Raw genomic sequence first — 13,475 nt, forward strand, 5'->3', positions numbered from 1 at the left:
CGTTATCAGCTATTAATGATGCTCCCGAGTCGCGCGGAATTTGACATCTGGCCAGCGCTCTTCCATCAGGCTCAGGTTGACCCGTGTCGGCGCCAAATAGGTCAGGTGACCGCCGCCGTCCACTGAAAGGTTTTCCACCGCCTTGTTTTCGAATTCCTCGAGTTTCTTCTTGTCGGCGCAGTCGATCCAACGCGCGGACCACACGGTGATCGGCTCGTAGGAGCATTCCACCTTGTATTCCTCTTTCAATCGGCTGGCCACCACGTCGAACTGCAGCACACCCACCGCGCCCAGGATGATGTCGTTGCTGCGCATTGGGAAGAACACCTGCGTTGCACCTTCTTCGGCCAGTTGCTGCAGGCCTTGGCGCAGTTGCTTGGATTTCAGTGGATCCTTCAGACGCACGCGACGGAACAGTTCCGGGGCAAAGTGAGGGATACCGGTGAAGCCGAGGCCTTCCCCTTCGGTGAACGTGTCGCCGATTTGAATCGTGCCGTGGTTGTGCAGGCCGATGATGTCGCCGGCATAGGCCTCTTCCAACTGCTCGCGCTCGCTGGAAAAGAACGTCAGTGCATCGCCGATTCGGACGTCCTTGCCGGTCCGCACATGACGCATCTTCATGCCCTTGTCGTACTTGCCTGAACAGATGCGCATGAACGCGATGCGGTCACGGTGCTTGGGGTCCATGTTCGCCTGGATCTTGAACACGAAGCCGCTGAACTTCTCCTCGACCGGCTCGACCGTCCGTTCATGAGCGACCCGGGCCAGTGGCTGCGGCGCCCAGTCCACGACCGCATCCAGTACATGATCGACACCGAAGTTGCCCAGTGCAGTGCCGAAAAATACGGGCGTCATGTGGCCGTCGAGGAATTGCTGTTGATCGAACTCATGGCAGGCACCCTGAACCAGTTCGAGCTGTTCGAGAAAGCGCTCGTACTCGTCGCCCAGATGAGCCCGGGCTTCGTCGGAGTCCAGTTTCTGGATGATCTTGGTCTCGGTGCGCTCATGGCCATGACCGGGCGTGTAGACGATGATGTAGTCGCCCGCCAGGTGGTACACGCCCTTGAAGTCACGGTAGCAGCCGATGGGCCAGGTGATGGGCGCCGCCTTGATCTTCAGGACGGCTTCGATTTCGTCTAGCAGTTCGATCGGGTCGCGAATGTCGCGGTCCAGTTTGTTGATGAAACTGACGATCGGCGTGTCGCGCAGGCGGCAGACATCCATCAGCGCGATGGTCCGCGGTTCGACACCCTTACCGCCGTCAAGCACCATCAAGGCCGAGTCCACTGCGGTGAGGGTACGGTAGGTGTCTTCCGAGAAGTCTTCGTGGCCGGGGGTGTCGAGCAGGTTGATCATGTGTTCGCGGTAGGGGAACTGCATGACCGACGTGGTGATGGAAATACCCCGCTGTTTCTCCATCTCCATCCAATCGGATGTGGCATGGCGATCGGACTTGCGGGATTTCACCGTACCGGCGACGGCAATGGCCTTGCCCATCAACAGAAGCTTTTCAGTGATGGTGGTTTTACCGGCGTCGGGGTGAGAAATGATGGCGAAAGTGCGGCGCTTCGCGACTTCGGCGGCCTGTCTGGTCATGGGAAATCGCCCGAGAGGTGATTCAAAAAAGGGCGGCGATTATAGCCCAAACGAACGCAATATCCGAACCGTTCAGTCAATCAGGGGTGGCCAAGTAGCATCTCACGTGGGAACCTTTGCGGTTCCGGAGACGTCCATTCCCCTGCTGCCCATGACGCGGCAAGCGTTGTCAGGGGACGCACTATCTGCAAGTCAGCTTGACGAAGCTGCGCTCATGGCTCGTGTTTTCGCCGCTTATCGGCGACCCACCCGCTGCTCTTCGCGACCCTTCGCGGGCGGCCTGAAAAGGCCCGTCACGGGAGGTGTTCGCCGACTGAAATAAGGAGTCCGCCCGTGGCTAATCGCTATGGCAAGGGGCTGATGGGAGGTGCGATCGCTATCGTGCTCCTGGCCCTGCTGGTCCAATGGATCGGCATCGACACAATCAAGCAGTATCAGGACGATCTGCTGTTTTATCTGCAAGCCCATGTGATGCTGGTACTGGCATCGATGCTGGCGGCACTGGTGGTCGGAATCCCGACCGGCATTGTGCTCAGCCGACCGAACATGGTTGGCCGCGCCGAACGTTTCATGCAGATCTTCAACATCGGTAACACCGTTCCTCCTCTGGCCGTATTGGCCATCGCCCTGGGCATTCTGGGCATCGGCAGTGGGCCTGCCATCTTCGCGCTGTTCCTCGCTTCGTTGTTGCCCATCGTGCGCAACACTTATGAAGGCCTGAAAAACGTTCAGGGTTCGCTCAAAGAAGCCGCGACCGGCATCGGCATGACACCTCGCCAGGTCTTGTGGCGTGTCGAGTTGCCCAACGCTGTGCCGATCATCGTCGGCGGCGTTCGGGTCGCGCTGGCGATCAACGTCGGTACTGCACCGCTCGCGTTCCTGATCGGTGCCAACAGCCTCGGTAGCCTGATTTTCCCCGGTATTGCGCTGAACAATCAGCCCCAGTTGGTCCTGGGTGCAGCCTGCACAGCGCTGCTCGCGCTGTTGCTCGATGGCGCCGTGACCCTGATGAGCCGCCTCTGGCTGGAACGAGGGCTGGCTCGCTGAGCGAGTGGCCGAGAGAAAGGAATTTTCATGAAAAGACTCTGCACATTCATCATGGGCGCAGGCTTGCTGTTGGCCGGATTCGCCCAGGCGGCCGAAGCGCCCGCCGAACGTCCTGTCCTGCGCATCGGCGCGCGGGTGTTCACCGAACAGACCATCCTCGCCGAGCTCACCGCCCAGTACCTGCGTGACAAAGGTTACCAAGTCCAGATCACCGGTGGCCTGGGCAGTAACCTGGCTCGCAGTGCCCAGGAAAGTGGACAGCTGGACATGCTCTGGGAATACACCGGGGTCTCGCTGGTGTCTTACAACCACGTCGATGAAAGGCTCGACAGTGAACAGACTTACCAGCGGGTCAAGGAGCTGGACGCCAAGAAAGGTCTGGTCTGGCTCTCGCCGTCCAAGTTCAACAACACCTATGCATTGGCCCTGCCGGAAAAGATCGCCAGACAGTATCCGCAGATTTCCACCATTTCCGGGCTGACCGCATTGCTCAAGGATGAAGTCGGGGAAGGTCATATCGTGGCGCTGGACACCGAGTTCGCCAACCGCTCCGACGGCCTGGTGGGGCTGGTCAAGCACTACGACATGAACCTGAGCCGCGAGAACACCCGGCAGATGGACGCCGGCCTGGTCTACACCGCGTTGAAGAACGGCCAGGTATTCGCCGGGTTGGTGTACACCACCGACGGTCGGTTGAACGCGTTCAAACTCAAAGTGCTGGATGACGATAAACACTACTTTCCGGACTACACCGCTGCACCGGTCATTCGCAAGGAGTATCTGGACAAGCACCCGCAATTGGCTGACCTGCTCAAGCCCTTGGCGGCGCTGTTGGATAACCAGACGATGATCGACCTCAACGCTCGCGTCGACGTCGACCACGAGAGTCCCACTGTCGTTGCCGCGGATTTCCTGCGCAGCCATCCGATCCATCCATCTTCCGAAAGCGTGCCGGTCAAGCAGACCCCGGCGCTTGATCCGGTAGGCCAACAGGAGGAGACACCATGAGCTTCCTCAGCGCGTTTTCTCATCTGGACTGGCAGCAGGTGCTTCATCTGACGCTGCAACACATCACCCTTGTCGGTATCGCCGTGTCGCTGGCGATTCTCGTCGGGGTGCCGCTGGGCGTATTCATGACGCGCTTTCCAGTCCTCGCCGGACCGCTGCAAGCCAGCGCCACGGTACTGCTGACCGTGCCATCGATTGCCCTGTTCGGCCTGCTGTTGCCGTTCTACTCGAAATTTGGCCAAGGGCTTGGACCGTTGCCCGCGATCACCGCCGTATTCCTCTATTCACTGTTGCCCATCATGCGCAACACCTACCTCGCCCTTACGGGTGTCGAACCCGGCATTCGTGAAGCGGCCCGCGGCATTGGCATGACCTTCGGTCAGCGCCTGCGGATGGTCGAGTTGCCCATCGCGGTTCCAGTGATCCTGGCCGGGGTGCGCACCGCCGTGGTCATGAACATCGGCGTCATGACCATCGCCGCGACCATTGGCGCCGGTGGTCTGGGCGTGCTCATCCTCGCTTCCATCAGCCGCAGCGACATGTCGATGCTGATCGTCGGCGCTGTATTGGTCAGCATCCTGGCCATCTTCGCTGACCTGCTTCTGCAGTGGCTGCAACGCTCGCTGACTCCAAAAGGACTCCTGAAATGATTGAACTCCAGAACCTCTCCAAGACTTTTCAAAGCAACGGCAAGGAAGTGAAGGCCGTCGACTCGGTGAGCCTGACTGTCAACGAAGGCGAGATCTGCGTGTTCCTCGGGCCGTCCGGTTGCGGCAAAAGTACGACGCTGAAAATGATCAACCGCCTGATCATGCCGAGCTCCGGCAAAGTCCTGATCAACGGCGAGGACACCACGCAACTGGACGAAGTGACCCTGCGCCGCAACATTGGCTACGTGATCCAGCAGATCGGGTTGTTCCCGAACATGACCATCGAGGAAAACATTGTGGTCGTGCCCAAACTGCTGGGTTGGGACAAGCAGAAGTGCCACGACCGGGCCCGCGAGCTGATGAGCATGATCAAGCTGGAGCCCAAGCAGTACTTGCATCGCTACCCCCGAGAGCTGTCCGGCGGCCAGCAACAGCGCATTGGCGTCATACGCGCGCTGGCCGCCGACGCGCCGCTGCTGTTGATGGACGAGCCGTTCGGTGCGGTCGACCCGATCAACCGCGAGATGATCCAGAACGAATTCTTCGAGATGCAGCGGGCGCTGAACAAGACCGTGATCATGGTCAGCCACGACATCGACGAGGCGATCAAACTGGGTGACAAGATCGCGATCTTCCGCGCAGGCAAGCTATTGCAGATCGACCACCCGGATACCTTGCTGGCCCATCCTGCGGACGATTTCGTCAGCAACTTCGTTGGCCAGGACAGCACCCTCAAGCGCCTGCTGCTGGTCAAGGCCGAAGACGCCGCAGACAACGCCCCTTCGGTCAGCCCGGAAACCCCTGTGGCCGATGCGCTCGAAATCATGGATGAGAACGACCGCCGGTATGTGGTCGTGACCGACGCGCAGAACAAGGCCAAAGGCTATGTACGGCGCCGCGACCTGCATCGCCAGGCAGGCACCTGCGACCAGTTTCTGCGCCCGTTCAACGCCACTGCTGCCTACGACGAGCATTTGCGGATTCTTCTGTCGCGCATGTACGAATTCAATCGTGCCTGGCTGCCGGTGCTGGATGCTGAGAATGTGTTCCTGGGTGAAGTGACACAGGAGTCGATTGCCGCTTACCTGAGTTCAGGGCAGTCGCGAGGCAAGAAGACGAACATCGTTTCGCCGGCCGAAGTGGCGGAACAGGCTGCGGGCTGACGCGTCGTAGCCGTTCGAGACCTGTCCTCTCCCGCGGGCAAACGAGATTTGCCTCAGCAGGAGAGGGTAGGGTCGTTCAGTACGCGTTGCACCCTTGCTTGAACACCTCATCCCAACTGGCTCGGGGCCTGACCGGCTCCAGGTTCCAGGTCGGTTTGTCGCGCGTGCGGACTTCCTTTCCGTCCACGTTACCCGACCATTCGAGGTGGCAGACCCACTGCTGGTACATGCTGCCGTTATCGGGATTCCATTGCTTGCTGTTACCGTATTTGGCGTACAACTCCGCGTAAGCGGCCTGTTGCTGCTGCTTGGTGAGATGCCTTCCGCACTCGGTGGGCGTGACCATCAGCGTCCAGGGTTTACCTGGGAGATGCGGGTCGTCCCGTTGCACCCACGTCGCGTTGGCAATGTAGCTTTTGCACTCGTTCGCGACTTTGGGAATGGGGGCCGCCTGGTCTGCGTCGTAGTACTTGAAAATCGCGTCCTCATTGTTGTTTTTGGGCAGATCGACCCTAATGACGGGTACCCATTTGCCGGTTTTTTCGTAGTAGCGCTTCTGGTCATCTTTGGCCAATGCCAGGCCTTCTATGGACTGCTTGGTCCTTGGCGTGTAGATAAAGGCAAGAACGGGCAAAGCCTTGTCTTCATTCTCACCCCACGGCGGAACTCTGATCTCCGTCTGGGTCTGGATGGCATCCCGATCGTTTTTGATGAGTTGCCGCGCACGGACGCCTTGCCAGAACGCTTCGGCGTCGTCACCCCGTTTCCCAATGGCGAAGCCGCATTGCTTCTTATGATTACTGCCCACACTTCGATAATCGGATACCCATTGTTCGGCCGACTTAACGCCGGTGTCCTGGCAGCTTTTCTCGACTTTATCTATCGTTTGTTGGTTGTCGGCACAGCCTGCTTCATTGCGAGTGTCTGTCTAGGCGTCCAGCGGAAAGAAACACAGCGTCGGTATTGTTTTCTCATCTTTGTCGACGAAGTCGTTAGGCTTCAAAATGAAGCCGTTAACTTTTTTCAAGCCCAAATCTTCATATTTAATGTCCTTGCGGGCGAAGGACATTGAAACTCCACCGCTGTTGACAGAGTAAGGGCTAGGGTCCCAAGGTTCGAAGGACTGACCGCTGTCAGTGCCCCGCATTCGCAGGCCCGAGCACTGGTCCAGCGGGCGGCCCGCCCCGCAATTTTCAGGTGTTCGATTGTAGTAGTAATTCATTTGCCAGATAACATCGGAGCCTTCTCCTGCCGTGGCGTTAGTTGTCAAAAAGATGCAGCTCCACGCCAACGCTATTCCCATGTATCTCGTAAAAGTGCCGTCCATGATCGTGGTTCCTTTCAGTCGCGGAAATGTAGCGAGTTCGTACGCGCTGAAAGAATAAGAAGTGGGGTAAGGCACTAACACTGTCACAATTGACAGTACTCGGATTCGTTGGAAATAAACCGTTTGGCTTTATCGCGAAATGTTTTCCAGGGTCTGTTTCATCATTGGACGAACGCGGCTGCGCACCGACGCTATGCCTTAGGCCTAGACCCGTCCTTGAAGCGAGCGTGCTACGCGACGCGGGTGGGAAGCGCGGAACGTGCTTGCCATCCGCTTGCGACGGGAACATCGTCTTGTCATATCGGTCGGTTACTACAGGGTGAGTGAACGAGCACGCCTGTCCGTCTGGCAAAAACGGGCAGAAACGCGACATTTTTTGTTGATCTCCAGCCCCTCAGGTCCTAAAGTTCGCGCCGAACGTCCATGCTGGAAACGATCCATCCGGCTCAAGTACTGACGACGAGACAGCAAGGCCACCGGGGGTGCACCACCGGATGGCCTTTTTGCTTTCGGTCAACGGCCTTGGGAAGTAGGCGAACCAAAGTGGGGATACGGAGGACGTTCATGAGCTCGAGGCTCGCACCCATTGTTTTAATCCGTTTGCCAACAGGAGTACCCGCCGCATGTCGATTCAGGTCGAAGACTATTTCGAGAAAAACACCTTCGCCAAAATGAAGGCGTTCGCCGACAAGCAAGAAACCCCGTTCGTGCTCATCGATACCGCGATGATCGCCCAGGCCTACGATGACCTGCGCGCCGGTTTCGAATTCGCCAAGGTTTACTACGCAGTCAAGGCCAACCCGGCCGTCGAAATCATCGACCTGCTCAAAGAGAAAGGGTCGAGCTTCGACATCGCCTCGATCTATGAGCTGGACAAAGTGCTGGGCCGCGGCGTTGGCCCGGAACGCATCAGCTACGGCAACACCATCAAGAAATCCAAGGACATCCGTTACTTCTACGACAAGGGTGTGCGCCTGTACGCGACCGACTCCGAAGCCGACCTGCGCAACATCGCCAAGGCCGCGCCGGGCTCGAAAGTCTACGTACGCATCCTGACAGAAGGCTCGACCACTGCCGACTGGCCACTGTCCCGCAAGTTCGGTTGCCAGACCGACATGGCCATGGACCTGCTGATCCTGGCGCGTGACCTGGGTCTGGTGCCTTATGGGATCTCCTTCCACGTCGGTTCGCAACAGCGCGACATCAGCGTGTGGGACGCCGCGATTGCCAAAGTGAAGGTGATCTTCGAGCGTCTGAAAGAAGAAGACGGCATCGAACTGAAGCTGATCAACATGGGTGGCGGCTTCCCGGCCAACTACATCACCCGCACCAACAGCCTGGAAACCTACGCGGAAGAAATCATTCGCTTCCTGAAAGAAGACTTCGGCGATGACCTGCCGGAAATCATTCTGGAACCGGGCCGTTCGTTGATCGCCAACGCCGGTATTCTGGTCAGTGAAGTGGTGCTGGTCGCCCGCAAATCCCGCACCGCCGTCGAGCGTTGGGTTTACACCGATGTGGGCAAGTTCTCTGGCCTGATCGAAACCATGGACGAAGCCATCAAGTTTCCGATCTGGACTGAGAAGAAGGGTGAGGTTGAAGAAGTGGTCATCGCCGGCCCAACCTGCGACAGCGCCGATATCATGTATGAAAATTACAAGTACGGCTTGCCGCTGAACCTGGCCATCGGTGATCGCCTGTACTGGCTCTCCACAGGTGCCTACACCACCAGCTACAGCGCTGTTGAGTTCAATGGCTTCCCGCCGTTGAAGTCTTTCTACATCTGAGACGGATCGAGGTACCGAGGAGCCCGCGATTGATCGCGGGCTTTTTTATTGGGTTCGATCTAGCCTCGAAGGCTGGCGACCTCATCACAATGGCGACGTGCTTGTTCAAGTTCAATCATGATCAGCCGGAGATGGGCGACCGCTCTCATTACGCTACTTTGGCCGTCGAGAACATTGAACGACTTATGGGCCTGATTGAGCAGGAGGGTAATGCGCTGGTTCATTACGAGAAAATCGGCAATGCCGCTCATGGCAAATGCGTAATGCTGACGCGCTTCTGCTTCAATTGCGGCTGCTCGTGCAATGCCCTGATGCGCCGGATTGTTCAAAACAGCCAGTTGCCGATTAAGCGACATGAAGTCGATCACCCGCGTCAGGCTGCTGTAGAGGGTGGTTCGCATGCCTTGGTAGGTCGACAGGGCGAATTGACTTATCTCTGCAAGCTGCCAGACCCAATGCCTATGGTGCTCCAGCCACGCCAGGCAGTTGTCCATGGACCCACTGGCATATTGGGGCAAAGGAAGGGGGGGCGAGGGAATATTGTTCCATCTGTGGGCTGCAGCCTCGGTACGGGAGCCGCCTGTTATTGCACTTTGCTCGACCAAATAGTTGAGAAAATCCAATCCCTCCTGCACAAAATCTCGCATGTGCCTGAACAGCCCCGGGCTTGCCTTCATGTTCCATGAAGTGTTGAGTCTTTCCAGTGTTCTTACCGGCAACACAACGGCCCGTTTGACTCGGTAATTCGAGCCCGATTCGAGGTGGAAACTGAAGTCCCTGAGTTTCGCGTTCAGCGTAGCGAGGTACACCATGCAGGCGTCAATATCGTCCAGTTGAGTCTGGCTGATAGAAGTGATGGTCATACAGTGTCTCGATTAGGGGATACCAGAACGACAGTTGTCGTTCCGGTATTCGTTTGTCAGAACATCAGCCCATCACGGACAAATGCTTGGCCAGCGCTTCGGCGTCCACGCCGAATTGCGCCACCTGGCTGCTGTCCGCTGTGCTGATTTTGTTGTATGCCGCAAGAAAGGTGTCAACGGACACGATGATTTTTTCCAGTTCGCCGACGAACCGAACACGGTGGGTTTCAAATCCAAGGCTGGCGTTGATCAGGTCACCTTTGAGCACTGTCAGGCGGAGCTCACTTTGTTTGGCCGCGATATCGTTCACTAAACCGGTGATTTGTCTGCGAATGGTGTTGCGTGCTTCCATCAGCCCCAGGTAATTCACCAGCGACTCGATTTTCTCCATGGTTTGTCGGGCCAGTTCAATCGCTTGATCCAGGACTGCAACCTCTGGCGTCGCCATGGCCAACTGCGAAATTGCCTTGGCGTCCAGCATCGTCTCTTTGCCGACCTGAGCGAAACTTTTGGACTCGATCAGCGCCATGGCTTCGGTCAGCGTCTGCCGCTTCTGTTCCAGATTCGCTTGTCGTTGCTTGATCTCCTGGATTTCAGCCGGCAGGCGCTCCTGATCCGTTGCCAATTGCGACATGTATTGTTCCGTGGCGTCGGGGACAGGTGACGCTGTCAAGGGCGAGTGCAGGCGACCAAGCACGGCGCCCCCCTTAGCCACTGCAGCCAGGATTTTATCGAGCTGATGTTGGATGTCCTCGCGAATTTCAGCTTCGTCCACACCATTAGCGTCCTGCAACTCCTGTTGATACTCCCTGAGCACCGGCACATTGATACCGATCTTGGTATTCAACTCCAGCACGACCTCCCGTGCTTTGAAATGCGCTTCGCGTATGGCTGTGTCGACCCGAACCACATTATTGTGAAGGGTGGGCAAGTAGTCGGTCTGAAGGAAAAGATGTTTAACGGTAACGGTGGCATCGCGTGCGCCATTCGAAGATAGGCGAAGCGTGACGGCGTCCAATGCCGGATACTCGATGCTGGCGGGCAGGTAAGTAATGCTGTTCATTTTAAACTCCGTATTCGGCTCTGAATTCACGGTCTGCTTCTGCAAACACGTTCAGTAATTTTTTGGCATCGACTTCGATAGTCGCCCACGGCGTGACCACGAGGTTGAATTGGTTCTTGAAGCGGCGCATGGACAGCCCGTCATGGATTCCGTTGACCTGCATGCTGGACTCGGCAATGAAAGTGGCGAGCTTGTTCCAGACGGTAATCAGGTTCTTGGTGGCGATATCCGCATCGATCACGATCAGGTCAAGGTCTTGCAAATCCATGCGCACCCGGCCCAGCGACGCCAGAATCCGATTTTTCTGTTCCATGAAGGCAATATCGGCTTGTTGCTCACTCCGCAATTTATTGCGTTCCTTGCGCACTTTTTCAGCTTGCACGCTGGTGTAGATCATCAAGATCAAGCCGCCCGCGGCTACACTTCCGATCGCTTCCTTGACCAGTTGTTTGTACTCTTTGTTCTTTTCCTCGATGGCGGTGGCGCGCTCATCGATTTTCTTTTGCAATGCCGCGATTTCAGTGTTCAGCGCGTTGTTGTCAATGCAAGCCAATCGCAGTTTTATATCCGGCGCCACGCGATTGGCCAGTTGTTTTCCGAAGTCATCCAGGCGGTTTTTGATGGCATTCGCCTCAGACTCTCGTTCGCGGACCTTCTCCAGAATTCGGTTCAGGAAATATCCAAGATCCTCTCGGTCAGCTTGTTCGATGCCTGGGAATCGATGGCCGAGTTGCAGTTCAACCTTGCGCAGCTCTTCGAGGGTTTTGATATCGTATTTTTCGACCAGGCCCAGCGCTCGGACATCATCAAACACTTCCATCATGCTGTCGCCGTAGACTTGCATTAAACCTGCAAACACGACGAGTTTGTCACTGACGGTCAGCAAGTCCGTCCTCAATGGGTTCCATAAACTGGCATGATCATGGATGAGGGTAAAAGAGCCTTGAAAGTCGACTGCTTCGAGTCCTCGGCCGGCCCCGGTCTCATACCCGAGGTAGGCAATCACGTCATCGAGTTGCGTGGGAAGCGCCAGCCCTTTGATTTCATAGTGTTTTAGATGCTTGATTTGATCTTTCGTCAGAATCAAACCACCACTGCGCGTGGTGTCGCTTTCTTCACCAACGGAAGAGTGAAACAACAGTGCCGGATCAGTGGCGGCACTCTCGGGTAAAGATTTAATGCTTTGAGGCATGATCATTAATCCTTTAATGATATGTAATTAATTGCCTGTGAAAGTGCACGCGCGGCGTCCTTTTAAAACTGCGCTGCACGGGAGGGAAGATTAGGTATCTAGGCTGAAGGCGTCAAAGTGGAAATGCGAACTTTAGCTGTAGGAACTTTCCAATACTATTTTTTACGTAATGCTAAGTCTTTGTATTTTAAGTGTATGTAAAAGGTGGTGAAACATGCGCTCATCTAAACCTGAACGAAGATGTGCAGTCGACTTGCGAAAAAGGGAGGTTTGCTCGTTGATCAACGGCGTGAGCGGATGATCCGCTGGTATTCGGCAATATCCTCATCATTACCCAACTGCGCTGCGCGCTGATGGTAAGCCAGGGCCAGTGAGCGAATGTCCGGGTGAGAGGCGTCCAGGAGTGCCTTGCGGCTGACCCGCAAAAAATTGAGGTTGCCAACATTCAGAGCGGCTTCGAACCAGTGAATGGCTTGTGTGATGCGCCCCTGCTCGGCGAGTACGCCCGCATGGCTGAACTGCCCGCGGAAGTCCCCTCCTTCCGCGGAGCGCCGATACCACTCATGAGCGCCCGGCAGGTCTCGCTCGCAACACAATCCCTGTTCCAGGTAACGGCCCAGAATGTTCATGGATTTTGCGTGGCCCAGATGCGCTGCTTTGCGATAGCAGGCCAGTGCGCGAGCCTGATCCTTGTTCACGCCTCGCCCCGTGGCGAGCAGATTGCCGTAATTGTAGAACCCCCAGTCGAGCCCGGCCTCGGCAGCGCGTCGATAGTGTTCGGCGGCCTTGGCAGCGTCGGGCTCGCAACCCCAGCCGTGCTCATGGCAACGTCCGGCCATGTTGGAGGCCATGGCGTGGCCGCTGCGCGCGGCGATCTCAAACCAGGTCAGTGCCAGCGCCGCGTCCTGCTCGATGCCACTGCCATCCAGCAGAATCTGGCCAAGCAGTGCCTGAGCGTCGACCATGTTTTGCTGCGCCGCGATCAGAATGGCTCGTGCCGCGCTCGCCGGATTGTCATTGAGCATGGCCCGCAGGTGCTCGCCGTCCAGTACATCTTCGCGTCGCAGCGTCCAGTTCACCGATCAGACCTCTACCCACTGTCGCAACAGGTTGTGATACGTGCCGGTGAGCTGAATCAGCGCCGGGTGCTCGGGCACATCGCGGGTCAGTTGCTGGATCGCCGTGTCCATCTCGAAAAGCAGCGTGCGATGACCGTCGTCACGCACCAGGCTTTGGGTCCAGAAAAACGACGCATAGCGAGCGCCGCGCGTCACTGGGTTGACCTTGTGCAGGCTGGTGGAAGGGTAAAGCAGCATGTCGCCGGCTGGCAGCTTGATCGAGCGCGTGCCGAAGGTATCTTGAATGACGAGTTCACCGCCGTCGTAGTCATCTGGGTCGCTGAAAAACAGCGTCGATGACAGGTCGGTACGCACGCGTTCGACGCCGCCTCTGGCCTGGCGTACGGCGTTATCGATGTGGAAATCGAAACTGCCGCCTCCGGTGTAACAGTTCACCAACGGGGGGAATACCTTGTGCGGCAGCGCGGCGGACATGAACAGCGGGTTCTGCCACAAACGCTCCAGCAATGCGGTGCCTATCTCGGCTGCAAGGGGGTGACCTTCGGGCAACTGCAGATTGTGCTTGGCCTTGGCCGACTGATGGCCGGCCGTGATTCTGCCGTCCGCCCACTCGGTCCGCTCCAGTGCCTCCCTGATACGCAGCACTTCCTCGCGGGTGAACAAACCGGGAATGTGTAAGAGCATGGCGTGGCCACTCGGC

12 protein-coding genes and 1 pseudogene are annotated in these 13,475 nt (G+C 57.1%); 5 read left to right on the forward strand and 8 right to left on the reverse strand.

Going from position 1 to position 13,475, the window contains the following annotated elements; translation table 11 throughout:
* Window positions 1-12 precede the first annotated feature (12 nt).
* On the reverse strand, window positions 13-1,596 hold the full coding sequence (locus N5D61_RS18550; protein WP_108235995.1) for a peptide chain release factor 3: 1,584 nt from the start codon (window positions 1,594-1,596) through the stop codon (window positions 13-15).
* Between the two features lie 360 nt (window positions 1,597-1,956).
* Here N5D61_RS18550 and N5D61_RS18555 point away from each other — a divergent pair, with 360 nt between their 5' ends.
* From N5D61_RS18555 to N5D61_RS18570, 4 genes and pseudogenes are all read left to right on the forward strand, one after another.
* A complete protein-coding gene (locus N5D61_RS18555) occupies window positions 1,957-2,643 on the forward strand; it encodes an ABC transporter permease (RefSeq protein WP_177410991.1) in 687 nt (228 codons plus the stop codon).
* 27 nt (window positions 2,644-2,670) lie between these two features.
* A pseudogene (locus N5D61_RS18560) lies at window positions 2,671-3,576 on the forward strand (glycine betaine ABC transporter substrate-binding protein); the annotation flags it as partial.
* A gap of 71 nt (window positions 3,577-3,647) precedes the next feature.
* Entirely contained in the window at window positions 3,648-4,301 is a 654-nt protein-coding gene (locus N5D61_RS18565) for an ABC transporter permease (RefSeq protein WP_108235993.1), read from the forward strand.
* Entirely contained in the window at window positions 4,298-5,464 is a 1,167-nt protein-coding gene (locus tag N5D61_RS18570; RefSeq protein ID WP_279893796.1) for an ABC transporter ATP-binding protein, read from the forward strand. Before N5D61_RS18565 ends, N5D61_RS18570 begins: the two co-directional genes overlap by 4 nt.
* A 76-nt stretch (window positions 5,465-5,540) precedes the next feature.
* On the opposite strand, the gene N5D61_RS18575 is transcribed toward N5D61_RS18570, so the two are convergent.
* Window positions 5,541-6,272 carry a DUF2599 domain-containing protein gene (locus tag N5D61_RS18575; RefSeq protein ID WP_279893797.1) on the reverse strand — a complete coding sequence of 244 codons (732 nt, stop codon included), beginning with the start codon at window positions 6,270-6,272 and terminating at the stop codon, window positions 5,541-5,543.
* Window positions 6,273-6,392: 120 nt separating this feature from the next.
* Window positions 6,393-6,791 carry an HvnC gene (locus tag N5D61_RS18580; RefSeq protein WP_279893798.1) on the reverse strand — a complete coding sequence of 133 codons (399 nt, stop codon included), beginning with the start codon at window positions 6,789-6,791 and terminating at the stop codon, window positions 6,393-6,395.
* A gap of 623 nt (window positions 6,792-7,414) precedes the next feature.
* Between N5D61_RS18580 and N5D61_RS18585 the strand changes: the two genes are divergently transcribed.
* Entirely contained in the window at window positions 7,415-8,578 is a 1,164-nt protein-coding gene (locus N5D61_RS18585) for a type III PLP-dependent enzyme (RefSeq protein ID WP_108235991.1), read from the forward strand.
* 59 nt (window positions 8,579-8,637) lie between these two features.
* On the opposite strand, the gene N5D61_RS18590 is transcribed toward N5D61_RS18585, so the two are convergent.
* The 5 genes from N5D61_RS18590 to N5D61_RS18610 form a co-directional block, all read right to left on the reverse strand.
* The gene (locus tag N5D61_RS18590; RefSeq protein WP_279893799.1) at window positions 8,638-9,441 is read right to left on the reverse strand and encodes a hypothetical protein; all 804 of its coding nucleotides are present in this window, start codon (window positions 9,439-9,441) and stop codon (window positions 8,638-8,640) included.
* A 64-nt stretch (window positions 9,442-9,505) separates the two neighbouring features.
* Complete coding sequence (locus tag N5D61_RS18595) at window positions 9,506-10,549, reverse strand: alpha-xenorhabdolysin family binary toxin subunit B (RefSeq protein ID WP_279893800.1); 1,044 nt, start codon at window positions 10,547-10,549, stop codon at window positions 9,506-9,508.
* Complete coding sequence (locus N5D61_RS18600) at window positions 10,506-11,696, reverse strand: alpha-xenorhabdolysin family binary toxin subunit A (RefSeq protein WP_279893801.1); 1,191 nt, start codon at window positions 11,694-11,696, stop codon at window positions 10,506-10,508. Before N5D61_RS18600 ends, N5D61_RS18595 begins: the two co-directional genes overlap by 44 nt.
* A gap of 281 nt (window positions 11,697-11,977) precedes the next feature.
* Window positions 11,978-12,775: a tetratricopeptide repeat protein gene (locus N5D61_RS18605; protein WP_279893802.1), complete on the reverse strand. Its 798-nt coding sequence runs from the start codon at window positions 12,773-12,775 to the stop codon at window positions 11,978-11,980.
* A gap of 3 nt (window positions 12,776-12,778) precedes the next feature.
* Window positions 12,779-13,459, reverse strand: coding sequence for a Fe2+-dependent dioxygenase (locus N5D61_RS18610; RefSeq protein ID WP_108235987.1), 681 nt, complete (start codon window positions 13,457-13,459; stop codon window positions 12,779-12,781).
* Between the last annotated feature and the right edge of the window lie 16 nt (window positions 13,460-13,475).

The sequence above is a fragment of the Pseudomonas sp. GD03842 genome (assembly GCF_029841165.1).
Taxonomy (GTDB): Bacteria; Pseudomonadota; Gammaproteobacteria; order Pseudomonadales; family Pseudomonadaceae; genus Aquipseudomonas.

What these genes read in the sequence shown, in the direction of transcription:
- N5D61_RS18550 (WP_108235995.1), bottom strand. Translation starts at nt 1,596, where the DNA reads ATGACCAGACAGGCCGCCGAAGTCGCGAAGCGCCGCACTTTCGCCATC.
- N5D61_RS18610 (WP_108235987.1), bottom strand. Translation starts at nt 13,459, where the DNA reads ATGCTCTTACACATTCCCGGTTTGTTCACCCGCGAGGAAGTGCTGCGT.
- N5D61_RS18555 (WP_177410991.1), top strand. Translation starts at nt 1,957, where the DNA reads ATGGGAGGTGCGATCGCTATCGTGCTCCTGGCCCTGCTGGTCCAATGG.
- N5D61_RS18600 (WP_279893801.1), bottom strand. Translation starts at nt 11,696, where the DNA reads ATGCCTCAAAGCATTAAATCTTTACCCGAGAGTGCCGCCACTGATCCG.
- N5D61_RS18585 (WP_108235991.1), top strand. Translation starts at nt 7,415, where the DNA reads ATGTCGATTCAGGTCGAAGACTATTTCGAGAAAAACACCTTCGCCAAA.
- N5D61_RS18580 (WP_279893798.1), bottom strand. Translation starts at nt 6,791, where the DNA reads ATGGACGGCACTTTTACGAGATACATGGGAATAGCGTTGGCGTGGAGC.
- N5D61_RS18590 (WP_279893799.1), bottom strand. Translation starts at nt 9,441, where the DNA reads ATGACCATCACTTCTATCAGCCAGACTCAACTGGACGATATTGACGCC.
- N5D61_RS18570 (WP_279893796.1), top strand. Translation starts at nt 4,298, where the DNA reads ATGATTGAACTCCAGAACCTCTCCAAGACTTTTCAAAGCAACGGCAAG.
- N5D61_RS18565 (WP_108235993.1), top strand. Translation starts at nt 3,648, where the DNA reads ATGAGCTTCCTCAGCGCGTTTTCTCATCTGGACTGGCAGCAGGTGCTT.